The sequence below is a fragment of the Agarivorans gilvus genome (assembly GCF_001420915.1).
In the GTDB taxonomy this organism is placed as follows: domain Bacteria; phylum Pseudomonadota; class Gammaproteobacteria; order Enterobacterales; family Celerinatantimonadaceae; genus Agarivorans; species Agarivorans gilvus.
In genome coordinates, this window is sequence record NZ_CP013021.1 from 3,217,501 (window position 1) to 3,238,330 (window position 20,830).

Below are 20,830 nucleotides of genomic sequence, written 5' to 3' on the forward strand. Positions count from 1 at the left end.
ATAACGGTCCTAAGGTAGCGAAATTCCTTGTCGGGTAAGTTCCGACCTGCACGAATGGCGTAATGATGGCCAAGCTGTCTCCACCCGAGACTCAGTGAAATTGAAATCGCTGTGAAGATGCAGTGTACCCGCGGCTAGACGGAAAGACCCCGTGAACCTTTACTACAGCTTGACACTGAACATTGACCCTACATGTGTAGGATAGGTGGGAGGCTTTGAAGCATTGTCGCTAGATGATGTGGAGCCGACCTTGAAATACCACCCTTGTAGTGTTGATGTTCTAACGTTGTCCCGTTATCCGGGATGCGGACAGTGTCTGGTGGGTAGTTTGACTGGGGCGGTCTCCTCCCAAAGAGTAACGGAGGAGCACGAAGGTTGGCTAAGTACGGTCGGACATCGTACGGTTAGTGCAATGGCATAAGCCAGCTTAACTGCGAGACAGACACGTCGAGCAGGTACGAAAGTAGGTCATAGTGATCCGGTGGTTCTGTATGGAAGGGCCATCGCTCAACGGATAAAAGGTACTCCGGGGATAACAGGCTGATACCGCCCAAGAGTTCATATCGACGGCGGTGTTTGGCACCTCGATGTCGGCTCATCACATCCTGGGGCTGAAGTCGGTCCCAAGGGTATGGCTGTTCGCCATTTAAAGTGGTACGCGAGCTGGGTTTAGAACGTCGTGAGACAGTTCGGTCCCTATCTGCCGTGGGCGTTTGAGAATTGAGGGGAGCTGCTCCTAGTACGAGAGGACCGGAGTGGACGAACCGCTGGTGTTTGGGTTGTTATGCCAATAGCATTGCCCAGTAGCTACGTTCGGAACTGATAACCGCTGAAAGCATCTAAGCGGGAAGCAGGCCTCGAGATTAATTCTCACTAGGACTTTAAGTCCTCTGAAGGGCCGTTGGAGACTACAACGTTGATAGGTTGGGTGTGTAAGCGCTGTGAGGCGTTGAGCTAACCAATACTAATTACCCGTGAGGCTTAACCATACAACACCTAAGTGTTGCTAAACCTTATTTAGAACCATGAATGCTTGATAGTGCTCATGAGATAGTCAGCTTTTTCGAATGTTAAAGAACAACAAGTTTTTGCCTGGTGGCAATAGCGTTGTGGAACCACCTGACCCCATGCCGAACTCAGAAGTGAAACGCAACTGCGCCGATGATAGTGTGGGGTTTCCCCATGTGAAAGTAGGTCACCGCCAGGCTTCCAATTTGAAAACCCAGCTGATGGCTGGGTTTTTATTTAGCTGATATAGCTCAGTTGGTAGAGCGCACTCTTGGTAAGGGTGAGGTCGGCAGTTCGAATCTGCCTATCAGCACCATATACAAATAAGCCCGGCAAAACTGCTGGGCTTTTTTGTTTTTATCGGTCAATTATGGTCGATATTTCTTGTTAGCTTGCCGGATTTTTCGGCAGTGTTAGCGAACTAAGTGTGAAATAACCCATTTTTTAATGGTGAGTGAAGAGGCTTTTTGCTTTTAAGTTTTTGTTTTTAATGTGTTTTCTAAATAGATTAAACAAATTTTAGACAATCCTACCAATTAAAAAATTAGGGTGTTATAATTTCGCGCCCTTTAATTAGGCAGCCAGAGATCTCAGCGCTAATTGCTGGGATCAGTTGTAATATATAGCGGAGCACTGAAATGATCCAAATGCAATCTACTATGGACGTGGCGGACAATTCCGGCGCGCGCCTTGTACAGTGTATTAAGGTCCTAGGTGGTTCGCACCGCCGTTATGCACGAATTGGCGACATCATTAAAGTTACTGTAAAGGAAGCGATTCCACGCGGTAAAGTTAAAAAAGGTGACGTAATGAATGCTGTGGTAGTGCGTACTAGAAAAGGCGTACGTCGTCCTGATGGTTCTGTAATTCGTTTTGATCGCAATGCAGCGGTTATTTTGAATGCAAACAATCAGCCTATTGGTACTCGTATCTTTGGTCCTGTGACACGTGAACTTCGAACTGAACAGTTCATGAAAATTGTGTCTCTAGCGCCAGAAGTACTTTAAGGAGTCCCAAATGGCTAATAAAATCCAAAAAGGCGATGAAGTAATAGTTATTGCAGGTAAAGACAAAGGCAAGCGCGGTAGCGTAACCAAAGTTTTACCTACCGGTAAACTATTCGTTGAAGGCGTAAACGTAATCAAGAAGCACCAAAAGCCTAACCCTCAATTGGGTCAAGCTGGCGGTATTGTTGAGAAAGAAGCGGCCCTTGATGCATCAAACGTAGCGATTTATAACCCTGCCACTGGCAAGGCTGATCGCGTTGGTTTCCGATTTGAAGACGACAAAAAAGTTCGTGTTTTCAAATCGTCTAATGAAATTGTAAAGTAACTGGAGTTAACGATGGCGAAACTGCATGACCTATATAAGGAAAGTGTAACGCCTGAACTCATTAAGGAGTTCGGTTACAAATCCATCATGCAAGTCCCTCGGATTGAGAAAATCACCCTTAACATGGGTGTGGGTGAAGCGGTTAATGACAAGAAAGTACTAGAGCACGCAATTGCTGACCTAGCTGCTATCTCTGGTCAAAAACCTCTTACTACCAAAGCTCGTAAATCTGTAGCAGGCTTTAAGATCCGTGATGGATACCCAATTGGTTGTAAAGTAACTCTACGCGGTGAGCGTATGTGGGAGTTTTTAGAGCGTTTGATTTCAATCGCAATTCCTCGTATTCGTGATTTCCGTGGCCTAAATGCTAAGTCATTTGACGGTCGTGGTAATTACAGTATGGGTGTGCGTGAGCAAATCATCTTCCCTGAAATTGACTATGACAAAGTTGATAAGGTTCGTGGTATGGATATTACTATCACTACTACTGCCGAAACCAACGAGGAAGGCCGCGCTCTGTTGGCTGCCTTTAACTTCCCATTCCGTAAGTAAGGTAGAGTTAGTTATGGCTAAACAATCAATGAAAGCACGTGAAGCGAAGCGCGAAAAAACCGTCGCTCGTTTTGCGGAGAAGCGCGCGGCGCTTAAAGCGATTATTAGTAGCGTGAACAGCTCTGATGAAGAGCGTTGGGACGCAGTTCTAAAATTGCAATCTTTACCTCGTGATTCAAGTCGGTCTCGTCAGCGTAATCGCTGTAACGTAACCGGCCGTCCTCATGGCTACCTACGCAAGTTCGGCTTGAGCCGTATCAAATTGCGTGAAGCGATGATGCGCGGTGAGGTTCCTGGCCTTAAGAAAGCCAGCTGGTAAACCACTTAATTACGGAGTAAACGATTATGAGCATGCAAGATCCTATTGCGGATATGTTGACTCGCGTTCGCAACGGTCAATCGGCAAATAAAGTATCTGTTGTTATGCCTTCGTCAAAAGTTAAAGTGGCAATTGCTAACTTGCTGAAAGAAGAAGGTTATATCACAGATTATGCTGTGACTGGTGACGTTAAGAAGTCATTAGAAGTTACCCTCAAATATTTTGAAGGTAAAAAAGTTATTGAAAAGATTGAACGTGTAAGCCGTCCAGGCCTACGCATTTATAAAGGTGCTAAAGACCTACCTAAAGTTATGGGTGGTCTAGGCGTTGCAATCGTTTCTACATCGAAAGGCGTTATGACTGACCGTGCAGCACGTAAAGCTGGCATGGGCGGTGAAATCGTCTGTTACGTAGCTTAACCGGAGGTAGGTAATATGTCTCGCGTAGCCAAGGCTCCCGTTACAATTCCTGCTGGCGTTGAAGTCACAATCAACGGCCAAGAATTAACGGTTAAAGGTAGCAAAGGTACATTGACTCGCGTTTTTAATGACGCAGTTGTTGTAACGAAAGAAGAAAACGAATTGAAATTTGCTGTAGTTGAAGGTGCTTCTTCAGCTCAAGCAGGTACAGCTCGTGCTCTAAGCAACAACATGGTTGTTGGCGTTACAGACGGGTTTGAGAAAAAACTAACATTATTAGGTGTTGGTTACCGTGCCGCAGTTAAAGGCAATGTTGTAAACCTAACTCTAGGTTTTTCTCACCCTGTAGATTACACCTTACCAGAAGGTGTTACAGCAGAGTGTCCATCACAGACTGAAATCGTACTGAAAGGTGCTGATAAGCAGGTGGTAGGTCAGGTAGCAGCAAACATTCGCGCGTTCCGTCCGCCAGAGCCTTACAAAGGTAAAGGTGTTCGTTACTCTGACGAAAATGTTCGCCGTAAAGAGGCTAAGAAGAAGTAGGTTAACACTATGGAAAAGAAAATTGCTCGTCTGCGTCGTGCAACACGCACTCGCAAAGCTATGCAAGAGTTGGGGAAAACCCGCCTGGTGATTCACCGTACTCCGCGCCATATTTACGCGCAGGTGATTGCACCTGATGCAAAGGTTATCGCCACTGCATCAACAGTAGATAAAGCCGTTTCTGAAGGGCTAAAAAGTTCAGGTAATGTAGCTGCCGCTACTGCAGTAGGTAAAGCAATCGCTGAACGTGCTGCGGCAAAAGGCGTTACATCTGTAGCTTTTGACCGTTCTGGCTTTAAGTATCACGGCCGCGTTGCTGCGCTTGCAGAAGCAGCACGTGAAGCTGGTCTTCAGTTCTAAGGAGTGAGTCATGTCTAAATTTGAAGCACAAGCCGGTAGTGAGCTGAACGAAAAGCTTATCGCGGTAAACCGTGTGTCAAAAGTAGTTAAAGGTGGTCGTATCTTCAGCTTCACTGCTCTAACAGTAGTGGGTGACGGTAACGGTCGCGTAGGGTTTGGTTACGGTAAAGCACGTGAAGTTCCTGCTGCTATTCAAAAAGCAATGGAAAAAGCACGTCGTAACCTTACTAGTGTAGAACTTCGCGGTACTACACTGCAGCATCCTATTAAGGGTCGCCACTCTGGGTCGCGTGTTTACATGCAACCTGCATCAGAGGGTACTGGTATTATTGCCGGTGGTGCAATGCGTGCTGTTCTTGAAGTTGCGGGTGTGCAGAACGTATTGTCTAAAGCATACGGTTCTACTAACCCAATTAACATTGTTCGCGCTACTATTGACGCTCTTGAGAATATGCATTCTCCACAAGACGTTGCTGCTAAGCGTGGCCTAAGCGTCCAAGAAATTCTGGGGTAATAAGCCATGTCGAACAAAATTAAAGTAACACAGACCAAAAGTGCTATCGGCCGTTTGCCTAAGCACCGCGCGACCTTAACTGGTCTAGGTCTTCGTCGCATTAATCACACTGTTGAGCTAGAGGATACTCCTTGCGTTCGCGGTATGATTAATAAAGTTTCTTACATGGTTAAGGTTGAGGGAGAATAATCATGCGTTTGAATACTCTTTCTCCAGCTGCTGGCTCTAAGCCAAGCGCTAAGCGTGTAGGTCGTGGTATCGGTTCTGGTTTAGGTAAAACTGGTGGTCGTGGTCACAAAGGTCAGAAGTCACGTTCTGGCGGTACTGTGCGTCCAGGTTTCGAAGGCGGTCAAATGCCATTGAAACAACGTTTGCCTAAATTTGGTTTTACTTCACGTAAATCAATGGTAACTGCTGAAGTTCGCACTAGTGAGCTAGCGAAAGTTACTGCTGACGTGGTAGATTTGGACGCTTTGAAGGCTGCTGGTCTTATTACTCGTAACATTAAGTTTGCGAAAGTAGTATTATCTGGCGAAGTAAAAGCACCAGTTACCCTACGTGGCCTGCGTGTAACCAAAGGCGCACAAGCAGCTATTGAAGCTGCTGGCGGTAAAATCGAGGAATAAGTACAAAACATGGCTAAGAATCCAGGAACAGCATCAGCAAGTGCACAAGGCGGTTTAAGCGAACTTAAGAGTCGTTTACTATTTGTGCTTGGAGCAATTATTGTGTTTCGAGCAGGCTCCTTTGTGCCGTTACCTGGGATTGATGCCGCTGTACTGGCCGCGTTGTTTGACCAGCAGAAAGGTACCATTCTGGAAATGTTTAACATGTTCTCAGGTGGTGCTCTTTCACGTGCGTCTATTTTCGCGTTAGGTATCATGCCGTATATTTCGGCATCGATTATCATCCAGTTATTGACTGTGGTTCATCCCACTCTTGCCGAATTGAAAAAAGAAGGCGAGTCGGGGCGGCGTAAAATCAGTCAATACACGCGTTATAGCACACTGGTTCTAGCAACCTTCCAAGCTGTTGGTATTGCTACTGGCTTACCAAATATGATGGCGGGTCTGGTGATTAATCCAGGCCTACCATTCTATTTCACTGCGGTGGTTAGCTTGGTAACAGGAACAATGTTCCTGATGTGGTTAGGTGAGCAAATTACTGAACGCGGTATTGGCAACGGGATCTCGATTCTGATTTTTGCTGGTATTGTGGCAGGATTGCCTTCTGCAATCGGTCAGACGGCTGAGCAGGCGCGTCAAGGAGAGTTGCACTTATTGTTACTCTTGTTCATCGTTGCTCTTGTATTTGCGGTGACCTTCTTTGTGGTATTTGTAGAACGTGGACAACGTCGTATCGTTGTTAACTATGCAAAACGCCAACAAGGTCGCAAAGTGTTTGCAGCGCAAAGCACACATTTACCACTTAAGGTAAACATGGCTGGGGTTATTCCTGCTATTTTTGCTTCAAGTATTATTTTGTTCCCTGGCACTTTAGCTCAGTGGTTTGGTCAAAATGAAAGCTTGTCTTTCTTATCTGACCTATCATTAACGCTACAGCCTGGACAACCTTTATATGTGTTCTTGTATGCTGCGGCTATTATCTTCTTCTGTTTCTTCTATACTGCGTTGGTGTTTAATCCACGCGAAACAGCAGACAACTTGAAGAAGAGTGGCGCGTTTATTCCAGGGATTCGTCCTGGTGAACAAACCTCGCGATACATCGACAAGGTGATGACTCGTTTAACCCTAGCTGGTGCTTTGTACATCACGTTTGTATGTTTAATTCCTGAGTTTATGATGATCGGAATGAACGTTCAGTTCTACTTCGGTGGTACTTCACTACTTATCGTAGTGGTGGTTATCATGGACTTTATGGCTCAGGTCCAAACCCATTTGATGTCTCATCAATATGGTTCGGTTCTGAAAAAAGCTAATCTTAAAGGTTACGGCCGATAGGCCACCTTGAGATTGGACTTTAACTTTTGCGGAGATAGCAATGAAAGTACGTGCATCCGTTAAGAAAATCTGCCGTAACTGTAAAGTTATTAAGCGCAACGGTGTTGTGCGTGTAATTTGCAGTGAGCCAAAGCATAAACAGCGCCAAGGCTAGTTAGTAGATTTCAAGACAATATTATTTGCAATGTGGTCATCTGTTGAGTATCCTTACGGGCTTTTCACAGATGGCCTTCGTTTAACACGAAAAATAGGAGTGTGCCAATGGCCCGTATAGCCGGCATTAACATTCCTGATCAGAAGCACGCAGTTATCGCTTTAACTGCAATCTTCGGTATTGGTTTAACCCGTTCACAGCAAATCTGTGCGGCAGCTGGTATCGCTGAAGATGTTAAGATCAGAGAACTTGACGAAACACAAATCGATAAACTTCGTGACGAAGTAGCTAAATTCACCGTTGAAGGTGATCTACGTCGTGAAGTATCAATGAACATTAAGCGCTTGATGGACCTAGGTTGTTACCGTGGACTTCGTCATCGTCGCAGTTTGCCCCTTCGCGGTCAGCGCACTAAAACTAATGCGCGCACCCGTAAAGGTCCTCGCAAACCTATTAAGAAATAAGGGGTGAGGGAAAATGGCTAAAACTCCGACTCGCGCTCGTAAACGCGTAAAAAAACAAGTTGCTGACGGCATGGCTCATATCCATGCTTCTTTCAACAATACTATCGTGACTATCACTGATCGTCAGGGCAACGCGCTTTCTTGGGCTACCGCAGGTGGTTCAGGTTTCCGTGGTTCTCGTAAGTCTACTCCGTTCGCTGCACAGGTTGCTGCTGAGCGTGCTGCTGAAGCAGCTAAAGACTACGGCCTTAAAAACGTAGAAGTGTTTGTTAACGGACCAGGACCTGGTCGTGAGTCTTCAATCCGTGCATTACATGCTGCGGGTTTCCGTGTGACTAACATCACCGACGTGACTCCGATTCCACACAACGGTTGTCGTCCACCTAAGAAACGCCGCGTGTAGTTTCTGGATAGATTGGAGAAAGAAAAATGGCAAGATATTTAGGTCCAAAGCTTAAACTTAGCCGTCGTGAAGGTACCGATCTTTTCTTGAAAAGTGGTGTTCGCGCGATCGACACAAAGTGTAAGCTGGATACAGCACCTGGACAACATGGTGCACGTAAAGCGCGTCTTTCAGACTACGGTTTACAGCTTCGTGAGAAGCAAAAAGTTCGTCGTTTATACGGTATTCTTGAAAAGCAATTCCGCAACTACTATAAAGCCGCTGCTCGCCTTCAAGGCAACACCGGTGAAAACTTGCTGCAATTGTTAGAAAGCCGTCTAGATAACGTTGTTTATCGTCTAGGTTTTGGTGCTACTCGCGCTGAAGCTCGCCAGCTAGTAAGCCATAAAGCAATTCTAGTAAACGGTAAAGTGGTAAACATTCCTTCTTACAAGGTATTGCCAGAAGACGTTATCAGTGTTCGTGAAAAATCTAAGAAGCAAGCACGTATCGTTGCATCTTTAGAAATTGCCGGACAACGTGAAGCGGCATCGTGGATAGAAGTAGACGCTACTAAAATGGAAGGCACTTTTAAACGCCTACCTGAGCGCACTGACTTGTCTGCGGAAATTAACGAACAGCTGATCGTCGAACTTTACTCTAAGTAAAGTTGAATTATAGAGAGGACACAATGCAGGGTTCTGTAACAGAGTTTCTAAAACCAAGGCTAGTTGAGATTGAACAAGTTAGCCCAACTCGTGCAAAGGTTACGCTTGAGCCATTAGAGCGTGGTTTTGGCCACACTTTAGGTAACGCTCTTCGTCGTATTCTTTTATCTTCTATGCCAGGTTGTGCGGTAACTGAAGTTGAAATCGACGGCGTGTTGCATGAGTACAGCAGTAAGGAAGGCGTTCAAGAAGATGTCTTGGAAATCTTGCTAAACCTGAAAGGTATTGCTGTGAAGTTAGAAGGTAAAGACGAAGTAACCCTTAGTCTTACCAAGTCTGGAGCAGGTCCTGTGGTTGCAGGCGACATTCAGCACGATGCGGATGTCGAAATCGCGAATCCTGAGCACGTTATTTGTCACCTAAGTAGCAATGCTGAAATCAGCATGCGAATTAAGGTTGAACGTGGTCGTGGATACGTACCAGCTTCAGTTCGGGTTCACTCTGAAGATGAAGAGCGTCCAATTGGTCGTTTGCTAACTGACGCAGCTTACAGCCCAGTAGAGCGTATTGCTTATACTGTTGAAGCTGCCCGTGTGGAGCAACGCACCGACTTGGACAAATTGGTTATCGATATGGAAACCAATGGTACTCTTGATCCAGAGGAAGCCATCCGCCGCAGTGCAACTATTCTTGCCGAGCAATTGGATGCCTTCGTTGACTTACGTGACGTAAGTGAGCCTGAAGAAAAAGAAGAGAAGCCAGAGTTTGATCCAATCCTGCTTCGTCCTGTCGATGATCTAGAGTTGACAGTTCGCTCTGCTAACTGTTTGAAAGCAGAAGCGATTCATTACATTGGTGACTTGGTACAACGTACCGAGGTTGAGCTACTTAAGACCCCTAACTTGGGTAAGAAGTCGCTTACAGAAATCAAAGATGTATTGGCATCTCGTGGTTTGTCTCTAGGCATGCGCCTAGAAAACTGGCCACCTGCTAGCATCGCTGATAAGTAAGTCATCACTGGTTTTAACGTCTTATTATAGAAGGATAAGGTCATGCGCCATCGTCAGAGTGGTCGTCAATTGAACCGTAATAGCAGCCATCGCCAGGCTATGTTCCGGAATATGGCCAGTTCATTGGTTCGCCATGAAGTTATCAAGACAACATTGCCTAAAGCCAAAGAGCTTCGCCGTGTTGTTGAGCCATTAATCACATTGGCTAAAAACGACAGCGTAGCTAACCGCCGTCTTGCTTTCGCTCGCACCCGCGATGCAGAAGTAGTTGGTAAGCTATTCGCTGAAATTGGCCCACGATTCAAAGAACGTGCTGGCGGTTACACTCGCATTTTAAAATGCGGTTTCCGTGCCGGTGACAATGCCCCTATGGCATACATTGAATTGCTGGACCGCCCTGAAGTTGAAGAAGTAGTTGAAGAAGCTGCTGAGTAAACTTGGGCACCAAGCATAAAAAACCGGACTTAGGTCCGGTTTTTTTTTGTTCTTTTTTAAGGATAAATAGCAGTTATAGGCTTTTGTTGTTATCAAAGAAGTAGGAAATCCGCGTTCTAGGATTGAGGTATTCAAATACTGCTTCGGGTAAGGCTCCTGGCTTCAATGCTTTTTCAATGGTGAGCCCTGCCGCTTCCAAATCAATAATTGGGGCTTCACTGCGTGGAATGGCGGCATCATAAACCTGCACCGTTGGGAACAACAAACGTTCCGAATTTACCGACATCACCAAGCCAATTTGTCCTGAGCTGAGCTGTACTACGCTGCCTGGAGGATAAATGCCAAGTAGCCGAATTAATACACCTAAGTCACCGTTGTTCAGTTGTTTTTTACGTTGTTTATAGAGGTAGGCGATTACTGTAAACGGTATGCGTGACTGTTTGGGATCCCTTGGGTGGCACAGGCTGTCATACTCATTGACCACAGCAATTAACTGCGACAAGCGGTCAATTTGATCCCCTTTAAGTTGTTTAGGGTAGCCGCTACCGTCTAGGTATTCGTGATGCTGTTCGGCAATGACTTTCACTTTCTCGGGAATGGTTTCCGAGAGCTTCAAGAAATCGACGCCATACTTGGTATGCATCTTTAATAGATTGTTTTCTTGAGGCGTTAATTTACCTTGTTTGCGTAACACGGTGTCGGGAATTTTCATCTTACCCACATCGTGAAATAGGCCGGCTAGGCCAAGCAGCTTAATGTCCCGCTCCGAGAAACCAACCGCCTTGGCCAGCATCATCGAAAGAATAGATACGTTAAGGCTGTGGTAGTAGAAGTTATCCGCCTCGTTACTGTCGTTCATCAGGTGTAATACGATATTCTCACCTGAAAGTAAGTCTTCTGCTAGGTTATTAACTAAGGTGGTGGCGTCTTCTACCGCATTAAGTGGGCGGTTTTGTAACTTAGACATCACCGCTCGCACCTGAGCCATTGAGCGGTCAAATTCTTTTTCCACTTTTTGTAGGTTGCGACGGTAGTTTTTTAGCTCGTCGATGCGCGCGCGCTTTTCATCCCACAAGGCATTTTTTGAGTGCTCAGAGTTTTTATCGTCTGGAGACTCGTCCACCTTATGGTTTACCGGTAAGGGGGCTTATCACTTTTTTCAGGTACCACAATGACGTGCTTTAAACCAAGATTACGAATAACCTCGATTTGTTCTTGGCTTTTAATTTTGAAGCTAGTGAACATAAACGGGTGCTCGCCCCACTTCACGGGAAGCTTAACAAAGACCCCAATTTGTAAACGTTCTACCGTTAGCTTTAACTCTGCCATATTCCTTTACTACAAAAACAATCCAAGCTGCATTATGTATAAATTTGTACTTAAAATCAGCTGCTTTTAACAAGTTCTAGACATACTCTATAATCTAATTAAAATGGGTATCTAGATGTCTAGACATATATATTATGTTTGCAAGGAGCCAGCTAATGCCAATTTGTATTCCTGATCAATTACCTGCTGCTGAAGTACTACGTAACGAAAACATTTTTGTTATGCCAGAAAGCCGTGCTGCGCATCAGGATATTCGCCCACTGGAAGTGGTGTTGCTGAATTTGATGCCGAAGAAAATCGAAACCGAGAATCAAATCTTGCGTCTGTTATCTAATTCGCCATTACAGGTAAATGTTAAGTTATTGCGAATTGATCATCGGGTGTCGAAAAATACTCCTCAAGAGCATATCGATAGGTTTTATCGAGATTTTGACAAATTGCGAGAACGTAACTTTGATGGCTTAATTATTACCGGTGCGCCGCTGGGTCAAGTTGATTTTGAGGACGTTTATTATTGGGAACAGGTCAAAGAGATTATTGATTGGTCGACTACCCATGTTACCTCAACCTTGTATTTGTGTTGGGCGGCACAGGCGGCACTTTATCACCTTTATGGTTTGCAAAAGCAAACTCACGAAAGCAAGCTATCTGGTGTGTATTGGCATCAAACCAAACATCGCCATAACCCTTTGGTAAGAGGTTTTGATGATGCCTTTCTTGCGCCCTTGTCGCGTTACGCTAAGTTTGACTCAAGACTTATCACCGAAGAAACCGACTTAAAAGTCTTGGCTGATAGCCCTGAGGCGGGCAGTTACTTATTTGCCAGTGAAGACTTCCGGCAGGTATTTATTACCGGCCACCCCGAATATGCGGCCGATACGCTACATAACGAGTTTGTCCGCGATACCCAAGAAGGTTTGAATCCGCGTCTACCTGAAAATTACTATCCGAATAACGATAGTAAAGCCAGCCCTTGCGCTACTTGGCGTAGCCATGGACACCTGCTGTATAACAACTGGTTAAATTACTGCGTTTACCAAATTACGCCTTATGATTTGGCAGACCTTAAACCTAAGTCCGATAATATCTTGAAATAATTTCATATAACTTTATCGCAGAGATGTCATATAGGGCGCTGTGTTACACTGCCGCACCGAATTAACGGCGAAAGAAATAGGATATACCCGTGTCAGCAAGACAAAAACTAGAAAACCAGCTAAGCCAGCGCATCATGATTATCGATGGTGGCATGGGCACCATGATTCAGTCTTATAAACTTGAAGAGGCTGATTACCGTGGAGAGCGGTTTGCTGACTGGCACACCGATGTAAAAGGCAATAACGATATGCTGGTTTTAAGCCAGCCGAAAATTATTGCTGATATTCATCGCGAGTATCTGTTGGCCGGTGCCGACATCGTTGAAACCAATACCTTTAACGCAACCACTATCGCCATGGCTGACTATGATATGCAAGCACAGTCAGCGGAAATTAACCGTGAGGCGGCGCGCATCGCTCGTCAGGTGGCCGACGAGGTAACAGCGCTCGATCCACAGCGTCCGCGCTTCGTGGCGGGGGTACTTGGGCCAACTAACCGAACCTGTTCTATTTCGCCGGACGTAAACGACCCTGGTTATCGTAACGTCACTTTTAATGAACTAGTAGAAGCCTATCAAGAGTCGACCAAGGCCTTGATTGAAGGCGGCAGTGACCTGATTTTAATCGAGACCATTTTCGATACCTTAAATGCAAAGGCTGCGGTATTTGCGGTGAAGTCGGTATTTGATGAGCTTGATATTGAGCTGCCTATTATGATCTCGGGCACCATTACCGATGCCTCGGGCCGTACCTTAAGTGGCCAAACCACCGAGGCCTTTTATAATTCTTTACGTCACGCCAATCCGATTAGTATGGGCCTTAACTGTGCTCTTGGCCCTGATGAATTACGCCAATATGTGGAAGAGCTGAGCCGAGTCAGCGAAACGTATGTTTCTGCTCACCCTAATGCCGGCCTACCCAATGCTTTTGGGGAATATGATTTAGAAGCCGAAGAAATGGCCGAGCACATTGGCGAATGGGCGCGTGCTGGTTTTCTTAATTTGGTGGGGGGTGCTGTGGTACCACGCCGCAACATATTAAAGCTATGGCCGAGGCGGTGGAAGGCGTAGCGCCGCGCAAACTACCAGAAATTGACGTCGCCTGTCGTCTAGCGGGCTTAGAACCCCTCACCATTAGCCCAGAGACTTTATTTGTTAACGTTGGGGAACGTAACAACGTTACTGGTTCGGCTTTATTTAAGCGTTTGATTATTGAAGAAGACTACGACAAGGCGATCGAAATTGCCTTGCAGCAAGTGGAAAACGGCGCGCAAATCATCGATGTGAACATGGATGAGGGCATGCTTGACTCTCAAGCTGCCATGGTTCGTTTCCTTAATCTTATTGCCTCTGAGCCTGATATCGCCAAAGTACCGGTGATGATTGACTCATCTAAATGGGACATCCTCGAAGCGGGTTTACAGTGCGTGCAAGGTAAGCCTGTAGTGAACTCCATCTCGATGAAAGAAGGGGTGGAGCCGTTCATTCAGCAAGCCAAGATCTTACGCCGCTATGGCGCCGCTGTGATAGTGATGGCCTTCGATGAGGTAGGGCAAGCCGATACACGTGAGCGTAAGTTTGAAATTTGCCAAAAGTCTTACGATATTCTGGTCAACCAAGTAGGCTTTCCGCCAGAAGATATTATCTTCGACCCGAATATTTTTGCAGTAGCCACCGGCATCGATGAACACAACAACTACGCTGTGGATTTCATCGAAGCAGTAAAAGATATTAAAGATAAGCTGCCACACGCGATGATTTCGGGTGGGGTGTCTAACGTCAGTTTCTCGTTCCGCGGAAATAACCCTGTTCGTGAAGCCATTCATGCCGTGTTCCTCTATTACGCCATCAAGAATGGCATGGACATGGGCATCGTAAATGCCGGCCAATTAGCGATTTATGAAGATATTCCTAAAGAGCTGAAAGACAAAGTCGAAGCCGTGGTACTAAATACCCATGATAATGCCACCGAAGAGCTATTAGCGATTGCCGAAAAATACCGTGGTGATGGCAGTCAGCAAGAAAATACTCAAGATTTAGAGTGGCGTTCATGGGATGTTAATAAACGTCTTGAACACGCTTTAGTAAAAGGTATTACTGAATATATTGAGGAAGATACCGAACTAGCCCGACAAGCCGCAGAGCGTCCGTTACACGTGATTGAAGGCCCCTTAATGGATGGCATGAACGTAGTGGGGGACTTATTTGGCGCAGGTAAAATGTTCCTACCTCAGGTGGTGAAGTCGGCGCGAGTGATGAAACGTGCCGTGGCCTACCTGCAACCCTTTATCGAAGCCGAGAAAGGCGAAGGTCAGCGCTCTAATGGCAAGATTGTAATGGCGACGGTGAAAGGTGATGTGCATGACATCGGTAAAAACATTGTTGGCGTAGTGCTGCAATGTAATAATTTCGAGGTGATAGACCTCGGGGTGATGGTGCCCTGCGACAAAATCTTAAAAGTTGCCAAAGAAGAACAGGTGGATATGATTGGCCTGTCGGGTTTGATTACGCCTTCGTTGGATGAAATGGTGCATGTGGCCAAAGAAATGCAGCGCACAGGCATGGACATTCCATTATTGATTGGTGGTGCCACTACCTCTAAAGCACACACAGCGGTGAAAATTGAACAAAACTACCAGCATCCAGTGGTGTACGTTTCCAATGCTTCACGCGCAGTGGGGGTATGCCAGAGTTTATTATCGCAAGAGACCCGTGGCGGTTTTGCCGAAAAACTGGCTAAAGAATATGACATTGTGCGTGAGCAGCATGCCCGCAAGCGCCCTCGTTCGGCGCCGGTAAGTCTAGAGCAAGCGCGGGCTAATCGCCTCGACATAGATTGGCAAAACTATACTCCGCCAGTGCCTAAGCAACTGGGCGTACAACAATTTGATGATGTGTCGATTGCTGAGATTGAACCCTACATCGACTGGACGCCGTTCTTCATGACATGGTCTTTAGCTGGCAAGTACCCAAGAATACTTGAAGATAAAGTGGTGGGTGAAGAAGCGCAGCGTTTGTTTAAAGATGCCAAGGCGATGCTGGCGCGCTTTAAGCAATCTAAGGAAATTAAAGTCTCGGGAGTCTGTGGCTTGTTCCCGGCTAACAGTGTGGGTGATGACATTGAGATTTACCGCGATGAATCACGCAGTGAAGTGATAGCGCTTAGCGCTCAGCTACGCCAACAAACAGAAAAGAAAAATGGTGCAAACTATTGTTTGGCTGATTTTATAGCGCCTAAGTCTTCAGGCAAGGCTGACTACTTTGGTGCCTTTGCGGTGACTGGCGGTATTGGCGAAGATGAATTGGCCGAAGCCTATAAGGCCGATGGTGACGACTACAACGCGATTATGGTTAAAGCCGTGGCTGACCGTTTGGCAGAAGGCTTTGCCGAATACTTGCATGCTCGAGTACGTAAAGAGTTCTGGGGCTATGCCGCCGATGAGAACTTAACTAACGAAGAGCTGATCCGTGAGAATTACCAAGGGATCCGTCCGGCACCGGGTTATCCGGCTTGTCCAGAACATACCGAAAAGGGCTTGATCTGGGACTTGCTAGAGGTGGAATCGCGGATTGGTATGAAGTTAACCGAAAGCTACGCCATGTGGCCAGGGGCGGCTGTTTCGGGGTGGTATTTCTCTCATCCTGATAGCCGTTATTTTGCGGTAGCCACGATTCAAGCGGATCAAGTGCAAGATTACGCCAAGCGTAAAAACATGAGTCTTGAAGAAGCTGAGCGTTGGTTAGCTCCTAACATCAACTAGTTGTTTTAAGCGCTAATTAATGATTGCTTCTGAGCTTAGCTCAGGAGCAATAAAGCGCTTGAATTAACGGCTTTTCCCTCCTACAATTGCGCCGAATTTTTATCCGAGAAGCTATTATGACACCGGACCCCGACAGTCGACATTTTCATTGTTTTTTAATTCCAATCGTACACTATTTCTTCGTATAGACTGTCTGCTTAATGGCTAGCTCTATGCGAATGCTGGAGCAGTAAATGGCACATCTTCAACAAAATTAGAGCTTGCTCTGGTTAACTTAGATAAGTTAACTCTTCGTTCCACTCTTGATGAATACCACTTTGCCGATATCGGCCAAGCCTTAGCTGAATTTGCACCTAAGGAAGCCTTACCGCTGATCTCGATGTTCTCCTTGGCCGATCGCGCTAAAGTGTTTTCTTATCTGCCTCCTTATATGCAAGCCGATGTTGCGGCTTTAATGAAGCGACATAAATTAGCAGCCTTGTTTTCGCGTATGGAGGCCGACGAACGGGCCGACTTATTTAATGCCTTAGATGACGAACAGCGCGCCATGGTATTGCCGGGCCTAGCTCAGGCCGAACGAGAAGACTTACGTAAGCTGGCCAGCTATGCCGAGGGCACGGTGGGCTCGATCATGACTTCCGATTACGCCACCTTGAAAGAACACTGGGTGGTGAGCCGAGCCTTAAAGCAATTGCGTTTGGAAGCGCCCGATAAAGAAACCATCTATCAGACCTACGTTATCGACCGGGAGCGCCGTTTACTCGGTACCATCTCGCTTCGCGAGTTGATTTTAGCTTCACCCGATACCGCAGTGAGTGACTTAATGCGTAGCGAAGTGGTGTCGGTGACGGTGGATCAAACTCAGGAGACCGCAGCCCACCAAATTCGCCACTATGACTTATTGGCGCTACCCGTGGTGGACGAGCAGCAAAAGCTAGTCGGCATCGTTACCTATGATGATGCGATGGATGCGGCTGAAGAAGAAGCCACCGAAGATGCGCAAAAAAGTGCTTCGGTGGGCAAGTTGGATGAAACCGTTGACCGAGTCAGTATCTGGGAGCTGTATCGTAAGCGGGTATTATGGTTAGTATTGTTGGTATTTGGCGCAATGTTTTCGGGTGCCGGAATTGCCCACTTTGAAGATACTATTTCCAGCCATGTTGCCTTGGTGTTCTTCTTGCCTTTGCTGATAGGTAGTGGTGGTAATGCAGGCTCTCAAGCTGCAGCCTTGATGGTACGCGCCTTGGCTACCGGAGAGGTAGATAAAAGCGACTGGTCGAAACTATTTGCCAGAGAATTGTTAGTCGGTTTTTCCTTGGGGCTTACTATGGCAATTGCGGTATATGGCGTGGGCGTTTATCGAGGTGGGCCGGAAGTGGCTATCATCGTATCAATGTCGATGGTGATTATTGTGCTAGCCGGCTCGTTAGTTGGTTTGAGCCTGCCCTTTATGCTGAATAAAATTAAAATGGACCCTGCTACGGCATCAGGGCCATTGGTGGCCACCATTGCTGACGTAACCGGCGTATTGGTTTATTTCAGCTTAGCCAGTTTGGTCCTAGCCATATAGTGGGGATTAGCGGGGGAGATTACCCCGCTATGGGCTTAATCGGCTTTTTTCTGTTTGCTTTCAGTGGGGCGGATAAGTCCCACGCCCTCACGAATAATCATCAGCCCTAGATAAACCAATTTAACACAGACCCAAAGAAAAACGATCAACACGATGACTTTGATAAAGGTTTGGAATATCTCGAAAAATTCTTCGCTGACTTGGGTGATAATGGCGTCGGTATCGGCCATTAACCAATTAAAAAAGTCCTGCATAAATGGCGCATCATGCGGTAAGGTCACTAAGCTGATAGTTTGTGGTAGTACGTAGCCGATGACCGCTATCCCTACCACAATTAAGACTATTGCGAGTACCAAGCGAGTGAGTTCTAGTGACTTATTCATATACATCCTTGAATAATTATTAATATTTTTATTGCTAGTCACTTTACTGCACTCAAGCTGCCGGTCAAGTGATTTAGGGCTTGGCTTCTATACCAAAAGCTTGCTGTTGTTGCTCTAACTCTTCTTGAAGTTCAAACCACGCTAATTCGGTCTCTTCGAGTTCGCTTTTTAGCTGCGCCTGCTGCTGTAGATACTGCTGTAAAGTGGCTTTGTTATCCGCTTCATAGAGCTCTGGCTCAGCCATTTTCTGTTCAATTTCATCTAGGCTTTGCTGAGCTTTAGTGCTACGTTTTTCCAAGCTTTCTAACTCCTTACGTAGCGCTTTAGTTTGCTGGCGAAATTCGGCTTCTCGGCGTTTTTGCTCTTTACGCAGGTTAACCGGGTTATTCGCGTTGCTTGAGCTAGGGCTGCTGCTTTCGGCGCGATTGGCTTGGCTTAACCATTGCTGGTAGTCATCTAGGTCACCGTTAAAAGGGGATACGCGCTGGCTATCAACCAAATAAAACTCATCGGTAGTAGCACGCAGTAGTGCTCGGTCGTGCGATACAATAATCATCGCACCGGTAAATTCTTGTAGCGCTAAGGTCAAAGCATGACGCATTTCTAAGTCGAGGTGGTTGGTGGGCTCATCCAGCAACAATAGGTTGGGCTTTTGCCATACTACTAAGGCCAATACCAAGCGGGCTTTTTCACCACCACTAAACGGTGCCACAGCTTCTAAGGCCTTATCCCCTTGAAAACCAAAACTACCCAAGTATTTACGCAAGTCAGCTTCGCTGGTGGTAGGGGCCAGTCGCTGCAAGTGCTGCATCGGACTGTCTTCAGAACGCAGTGTTTCTAATTGATGCTGGGCAAAGTAACCTACTTTGGCCATTTTGTTGATTTCAACATTTCCAGCCAGCGCTTTAAGTTCGCCCGAAAGCAATTTAATAAAAGTCGATTTACCCGCGCCATTGCGCCCTAATAAGCCTATCCGGCTGCCCGGTACTAGGTTAAATTTCACCTGTTCTAGAATGGTTTTATCTTGGTAACCAGCACTGACCTTTTCCATGGTGAGTAGTGGTAGTGGCAAGCTGTCGGGTTCTCTAAAGCGAAAACTAAATTGGGAATCAACGTGCGCTTGGCTAATCACTTCCATTTTTTCTAAGGCTTTAAGGCGGCTCTGGGCTTGCTTTGCCTTACTGGCTTTGTAACGAAACCGGTCGACAAAGCTTTGCATGTGGGCGCGTTCGCGCTGCTGCTTCTCATACATCGCTTGTTGTTGGGCTAGGTGAGTAGCGCGCATTTGTTCGAAGTCTGAATAACTACCGGTATATTCATTGAGCTTTTGATGCTCAATATGCACGATGCGATTCACAATGTTATCTAGGAAATCGCGGTCGTGAGAAATCAGAATTAAGGTGCCGGGGTAGCGTTTCAGCCACTGTTCTAGCCACACTACGGTATCTAAGTCCAAGTGGTTGGTGGGTTCATCCAATAACAACAAGTCGGAGCGAACCAGTAGCGCTTGAGCTAAGTTAAGGCGCATCCGCCAACCACCGGAGAAGTCACTCACGCTTTGTTGTTGGCTGGCTTCACTAAAACCCAAGCCAGCCAGTAGTTCTGCCGCTTTGGTGGTAATTTGATAGCCGCCAATGGTGTCCATTTTGGTATGCAGAGTGGCGATGAGTTCACCCTGATTGGCCGCCTCGGCCGCGGCAATGTCTTGCTCTAGTTGTCGGTATTCCATATCGCCATCAATGACATAGTCAATTGCTCTACGTTCTAAGGCGGGGGTTTCTTGAGCAACGCTAGCAATGGCCCATTTACTGGGGATGGAGAGATCGCCCGCGTCAACATGAAGTTGTTGTTTTAGTAAGGCGAATAAAGATGACTTGCCACAGCCATTTTGTCCTACCAGACCCACTTTTTGGCCGGGATGAATAGTCAGGCTGGTATCGGCTAAGAGAAATTTGCTGCCACGTTGCAGGCTAATGTTGTTGGCTACGATCATGCTGGGTGTTATGTGCTGCTTAAACTATGCAATAATGCCGCTATGATACCTGATGTGGTGAAGGCCGCATAGCAACCGTCAAAAGCAAAGTTGAGTTAATAATGGCAAGACATCGATTTATTGCAGGCGCAGTCTGCCCCGCCTGTGGTGAGCACGACTCTATTCGTCTAATTGTTGAAACGGCGAGTAATAGCTCTGAAGAAAACGAGTTTATTGAATGCGTGAGCTGTGATTATCGTGCCGAGCGGCCTAAGCAGCAACAGGCTAGTCCAGAGCAAGATATCATCGGTTTATTTAAGCCTTAGCGGTCCCTTGAAACAGGCTTAATGCGGTTTGCAAAAACAAATTTTACTCTTCTACGGACTGCCATTGTCTTCAAATCCGACCATTTGGTAGCCACTAGCCATTAATAAGCGCAACATCGACGGATAACAACTCATCGATTTTACGCTAATCCTTTGATAACCATGCTCCATGGCCCAAGCTTCTTGCTGTTTGCGCAAGCGAGTGGCTATCCCCGTTTACGATAGGCCAGCATTATGCCGCCTAAGCAGCTGTAAAATTCATGCTTATTTAA

25 protein-coding genes, 1 tRNA gene, 2 rRNA genes and 1 pseudogene (1 of these 29 cut by a window edge) are annotated in these 20,830 nt (G+C 46.3%); 24 read left to right on the top strand and 5 right to left on the bottom strand.

Annotation, left to right across the window (positions count from 1 at the left end):
- The 20 genes from AR383_RS15155 to rplQ form a co-directional block, all read left to right on the top strand.
- Positions 1 to 989: ribosomal RNA gene (locus tag AR383_RS15155) — 23S ribosomal RNA — on the top strand; it begins 1,893 nt to the left of the window's first position.
- A gap of 102 nt (positions 990 to 1,091) precedes the next feature.
- A 5S ribosomal RNA gene (rrf, locus tag AR383_RS15160) occupies positions 1,092 to 1,207 on the top strand.
- Between the two features lie 41 nt (positions 1,208 to 1,248).
- Positions 1,249 to 1,324, top strand: a tRNA-Thr gene (locus tag AR383_RS15165).
- Between the two features lie 322 nt (positions 1,325 to 1,646).
- The gene (gene rplN / locus AR383_RS15170) at positions 1,647 to 2,015 is read left to right on the top strand and encodes a 50S ribosomal protein L14 (RefSeq protein WP_055733893.1); all 369 of its coding nucleotides are present in this window, start codon (positions 1,647 to 1,649) and stop codon (positions 2,013 to 2,015) included.
- A 10-nt stretch (positions 2,016 to 2,025) separates the two neighbouring features.
- Positions 2,026 to 2,340 (top strand): 50S ribosomal protein L24, encoded by a 315-nt coding sequence (gene rplX / locus AR383_RS15175; RefSeq protein ID WP_055733894.1) that lies wholly within the window; start codon positions 2,026 to 2,028, stop codon positions 2,338 to 2,340.
- Positions 2,341 to 2,352: 12 nt separating this feature from the next.
- Positions 2,353 to 2,892, top strand: a complete 540-nt coding sequence (rplE, locus tag AR383_RS15180) for a 50S ribosomal protein L5 (RefSeq protein ID WP_055733895.1) — start codon at positions 2,353 to 2,355, stop codon at positions 2,890 to 2,892.
- 13 nt (positions 2,893 to 2,905) lie between these two features.
- Entirely contained in the window at positions 2,906 to 3,211 is a 306-nt protein-coding gene (gene rpsN / locus AR383_RS15185; RefSeq protein WP_055733896.1) for a 30S ribosomal protein S14, read from the top strand.
- A 26-nt stretch (positions 3,212 to 3,237) separates the two neighbouring features.
- Positions 3,238 to 3,630 carry a 30S ribosomal protein S8 gene (gene rpsH, locus AR383_RS15190; RefSeq protein WP_055733897.1) on the top strand — a complete coding sequence of 131 codons (393 nt, stop codon included), beginning with the start codon at positions 3,238 to 3,240 and terminating at the stop codon, positions 3,628 to 3,630.
- Positions 3,631 to 3,645: 15 nt separating this feature from the next.
- On the top strand, positions 3,646 to 4,173 hold the full coding sequence (gene rplF / locus AR383_RS15195) for a 50S ribosomal protein L6 (protein WP_055733898.1): 528 nt from the start codon (positions 3,646 to 3,648) through the stop codon (positions 4,171 to 4,173).
- A gap of 9 nt (positions 4,174 to 4,182) precedes the next feature.
- Positions 4,183 to 4,533, top strand: coding sequence for a 50S ribosomal protein L18 (gene rplR / locus AR383_RS15200; protein WP_055733899.1), 351 nt, complete (start codon positions 4,183 to 4,185; stop codon positions 4,531 to 4,533).
- Positions 4,534 to 4,543: 10 nt separating this feature from the next.
- A complete protein-coding gene (rpsE, locus tag AR383_RS15205; protein WP_055733900.1) occupies positions 4,544 to 5,047 on the top strand; it encodes a 30S ribosomal protein S5 in 504 nt (167 codons plus the stop codon).
- 6 nt (positions 5,048 to 5,053) lie between these two features.
- The gene (gene rpmD / locus AR383_RS15210; protein WP_055733901.1) at positions 5,054 to 5,236 is read left to right on the top strand and encodes a 50S ribosomal protein L30; all 183 of its coding nucleotides are present in this window, start codon (positions 5,054 to 5,056) and stop codon (positions 5,234 to 5,236) included.
- Between the two features lie 2 nt (positions 5,237 to 5,238).
- Complete coding sequence (gene rplO / locus AR383_RS15215; RefSeq protein ID WP_055733902.1) at positions 5,239 to 5,673, top strand: 50S ribosomal protein L15; 435 nt, start codon at positions 5,239 to 5,241, stop codon at positions 5,671 to 5,673.
- 9 nt (positions 5,674 to 5,682) lie between these two features.
- Positions 5,683 to 7,008: a preprotein translocase subunit SecY gene (gene secY / locus AR383_RS15220; protein WP_055733903.1), complete on the top strand. Its 1,326-nt coding sequence runs from the start codon at positions 5,683 to 5,685 to the stop codon at positions 7,006 to 7,008.
- Between the two features lie 40 nt (positions 7,009 to 7,048).
- Positions 7,049 to 7,162, top strand: coding sequence for a 50S ribosomal protein L36 (gene rpmJ, locus AR383_RS21355; protein ID WP_000868186.1), 114 nt, complete (start codon positions 7,049 to 7,051; stop codon positions 7,160 to 7,162).
- Between the two features lie 107 nt (positions 7,163 to 7,269).
- Positions 7,270 to 7,626, top strand: a complete 357-nt coding sequence (rpsM, locus tag AR383_RS15225) for a 30S ribosomal protein S13 (RefSeq protein ID WP_055733904.1) — start codon at positions 7,270 to 7,272, stop codon at positions 7,624 to 7,626.
- A gap of 13 nt (positions 7,627 to 7,639) precedes the next feature.
- Positions 7,640 to 8,029, top strand: coding sequence for a 30S ribosomal protein S11 (gene rpsK, locus AR383_RS15230; protein ID WP_016402131.1), 390 nt, complete (start codon positions 7,640 to 7,642; stop codon positions 8,027 to 8,029).
- Positions 8,030 to 8,055: 26 nt separating this feature from the next.
- Positions 8,056 to 8,676, top strand: coding sequence for a 30S ribosomal protein S4 (gene rpsD / locus AR383_RS15235; RefSeq protein ID WP_055733905.1), 621 nt, complete (start codon positions 8,056 to 8,058; stop codon positions 8,674 to 8,676).
- Between the two features lie 23 nt (positions 8,677 to 8,699).
- Positions 8,700 to 9,686: a DNA-directed RNA polymerase subunit alpha gene (locus tag AR383_RS15240; protein WP_055733906.1), complete on the top strand. Its 987-nt coding sequence runs from the start codon at positions 8,700 to 8,702 to the stop codon at positions 9,684 to 9,686.
- Positions 9,687 to 9,728: 42 nt separating this feature from the next.
- Positions 9,729 to 10,121 (top strand): 50S ribosomal protein L17, encoded by a 393-nt coding sequence (rplQ, locus tag AR383_RS15245; protein WP_040307251.1) that lies wholly within the window; start codon positions 9,729 to 9,731, stop codon positions 10,119 to 10,121.
- 73 nt (positions 10,122 to 10,194) lie between these two features.
- Here rplQ and AR383_RS15250 read toward each other — a convergent pair whose 3' ends face one another.
- On the bottom strand, positions 10,195 to 11,244 hold the full coding sequence (locus AR383_RS15250; RefSeq protein ID WP_232304750.1) for an HD-GYP domain-containing protein: 1,050 nt from the start codon (positions 11,242 to 11,244) through the stop codon (positions 10,195 to 10,197).
- 8 nt (positions 11,245 to 11,252) lie between these two features.
- Positions 11,253 to 11,450: a DUF3391 domain-containing protein gene (locus AR383_RS22165; RefSeq protein ID WP_232304751.1), complete on the bottom strand. Its 198-nt coding sequence runs from the start codon at positions 11,448 to 11,450 to the stop codon at positions 11,253 to 11,255.
- 155 nt (positions 11,451 to 11,605) lie between these two features.
- Between AR383_RS22165 and metA the strand changes: the two genes are divergently transcribed.
- From metA to mgtE, 3 genes and pseudogenes are all read left to right on the top strand, one after another.
- Complete coding sequence (gene metA, locus AR383_RS15255; RefSeq protein WP_055733907.1) at positions 11,606 to 12,547, top strand: homoserine O-acetyltransferase MetA; 942 nt, start codon at positions 11,606 to 11,608, stop codon at positions 12,545 to 12,547.
- A gap of 134 nt (positions 12,548 to 12,681) precedes the next feature.
- Positions 12,682 to 16,307: pseudogene (gene metH, locus AR383_RS15260) on the top strand (methionine synthase).
- A 265-nt stretch (positions 16,308 to 16,572) separates the two neighbouring features.
- Positions 16,573 to 17,877 (top strand): magnesium transporter, encoded by a 1,305-nt coding sequence (mgtE, locus tag AR383_RS15265; RefSeq protein ID WP_055733908.1) that lies wholly within the window; start codon positions 16,573 to 16,575, stop codon positions 17,875 to 17,877.
- 35 nt (positions 17,878 to 17,912) lie between these two features.
- On the opposite strand, the gene AR383_RS15270 is transcribed toward mgtE, so the two are convergent.
- Both AR383_RS15270 and AR383_RS15275 read right to left on the bottom strand, forming a co-directional pair.
- Positions 17,913 to 18,260, bottom strand: a complete 348-nt coding sequence (locus AR383_RS15270; RefSeq protein ID WP_055733909.1) for a hypothetical protein — start codon at positions 18,258 to 18,260, stop codon at positions 17,913 to 17,915.
- A gap of 73 nt (positions 18,261 to 18,333) precedes the next feature.
- Entirely contained in the window at positions 18,334 to 20,253 is a 1,920-nt protein-coding gene (locus tag AR383_RS15275) for an ABC transporter ATP-binding protein (protein WP_055733910.1), read from the bottom strand.
- 101 nt (positions 20,254 to 20,354) lie between these two features.
- Here AR383_RS15275 and AR383_RS15280 point away from each other — a divergent pair, with 101 nt between their 5' ends.
- Positions 20,355 to 20,558 carry a YheV family putative zinc ribbon protein gene (locus AR383_RS15280; RefSeq protein WP_055733911.1) on the top strand — a complete coding sequence of 68 codons (204 nt, stop codon included), beginning with the start codon at positions 20,355 to 20,357 and terminating at the stop codon, positions 20,556 to 20,558.
- A 51-nt stretch (positions 20,559 to 20,609) separates the two neighbouring features.
- Here the strand turns inward: AR383_RS15280 and AR383_RS22170 are convergent, their stop codons facing one another.
- Positions 20,610 to 20,756 (bottom strand): hypothetical protein, encoded by a 147-nt coding sequence (locus tag AR383_RS22170; RefSeq protein ID WP_229711250.1) that lies wholly within the window; start codon positions 20,754 to 20,756, stop codon positions 20,610 to 20,612.
- Positions 20,757 to 20,830 lie beyond the last annotated feature (74 nt).

Coding starts and splice junctions, on each gene's coding strand:
- metA (WP_055733907.1), top strand. CDS start 11,606: ATGCCAATTTGTATTCCTGATCAATTACCTGCTGCTGAAGTACTACGT.
- rpsH (WP_055733897.1), top strand. CDS start 3,238: ATGAGCATGCAAGATCCTATTGCGGATATGTTGACTCGCGTTCGCAAC.
- rplR (WP_055733899.1), top strand. CDS start 4,183: ATGGAAAAGAAAATTGCTCGTCTGCGTCGTGCAACACGCACTCGCAAA.
- rplN (WP_055733893.1), top strand. CDS start 1,647: ATGATCCAAATGCAATCTACTATGGACGTGGCGGACAATTCCGGCGCG.
- rplQ (WP_040307251.1), top strand. CDS start 9,729: ATGCGCCATCGTCAGAGTGGTCGTCAATTGAACCGTAATAGCAGCCAT.
- rpsE (WP_055733900.1), top strand. CDS start 4,544: ATGTCTAAATTTGAAGCACAAGCCGGTAGTGAGCTGAACGAAAAGCTT.
- rpmD (WP_055733901.1), top strand. CDS start 5,054: ATGTCGAACAAAATTAAAGTAACACAGACCAAAAGTGCTATCGGCCGT.
- rpsN (WP_055733896.1), top strand. CDS start 2,906: ATGGCTAAACAATCAATGAAAGCACGTGAAGCGAAGCGCGAAAAAACC.
- rplX (WP_055733894.1), top strand. CDS start 2,026: ATGGCTAATAAAATCCAAAAAGGCGATGAAGTAATAGTTATTGCAGGT.
- rpsD (WP_055733905.1), top strand. CDS start 8,056: ATGGCAAGATATTTAGGTCCAAAGCTTAAACTTAGCCGTCGTGAAGGT.
- AR383_RS15240 (WP_055733906.1), top strand. CDS start 8,700: ATGCAGGGTTCTGTAACAGAGTTTCTAAAACCAAGGCTAGTTGAGATT.
- rpsK (WP_016402131.1), top strand. CDS start 7,640: ATGGCTAAAACTCCGACTCGCGCTCGTAAACGCGTAAAAAAACAAGTT.
- AR383_RS22165 (WP_232304751.1), bottom strand. CDS start 11,450: ATGGCAGAGTTAAAGCTAACGGTAGAACGTTTACAAATTGGGGTCTTT.
- AR383_RS15270 (WP_055733909.1), bottom strand. CDS start 18,260: ATGAATAAGTCACTAGAACTCACTCGCTTGGTACTCGCAATAGTCTTA.
- rplO (WP_055733902.1), top strand. CDS start 5,239: ATGCGTTTGAATACTCTTTCTCCAGCTGCTGGCTCTAAGCCAAGCGCT.
- rpmJ (WP_000868186.1), top strand. CDS start 7,049: ATGAAAGTACGTGCATCCGTTAAGAAAATCTGCCGTAACTGTAAAGTT.
- secY (WP_055733903.1), top strand. CDS start 5,683: ATGGCTAAGAATCCAGGAACAGCATCAGCAAGTGCACAAGGCGGTTTA.
- rplE (WP_055733895.1), top strand. CDS start 2,353: ATGGCGAAACTGCATGACCTATATAAGGAAAGTGTAACGCCTGAACTC.
- rplF (WP_055733898.1), top strand. CDS start 3,646: ATGTCTCGCGTAGCCAAGGCTCCCGTTACAATTCCTGCTGGCGTTGAA.
- AR383_RS15275 (WP_055733910.1), bottom strand. CDS start 20,253: ATGATCGTAGCCAACAACATTAGCCTGCAACGTGGCAGCAAATTTCTC.
- rpsM (WP_055733904.1), top strand. CDS start 7,270: ATGGCCCGTATAGCCGGCATTAACATTCCTGATCAGAAGCACGCAGTT.
- AR383_RS15280 (WP_055733911.1), top strand. CDS start 20,355: ATGGCAAGACATCGATTTATTGCAGGCGCAGTCTGCCCCGCCTGTGGT.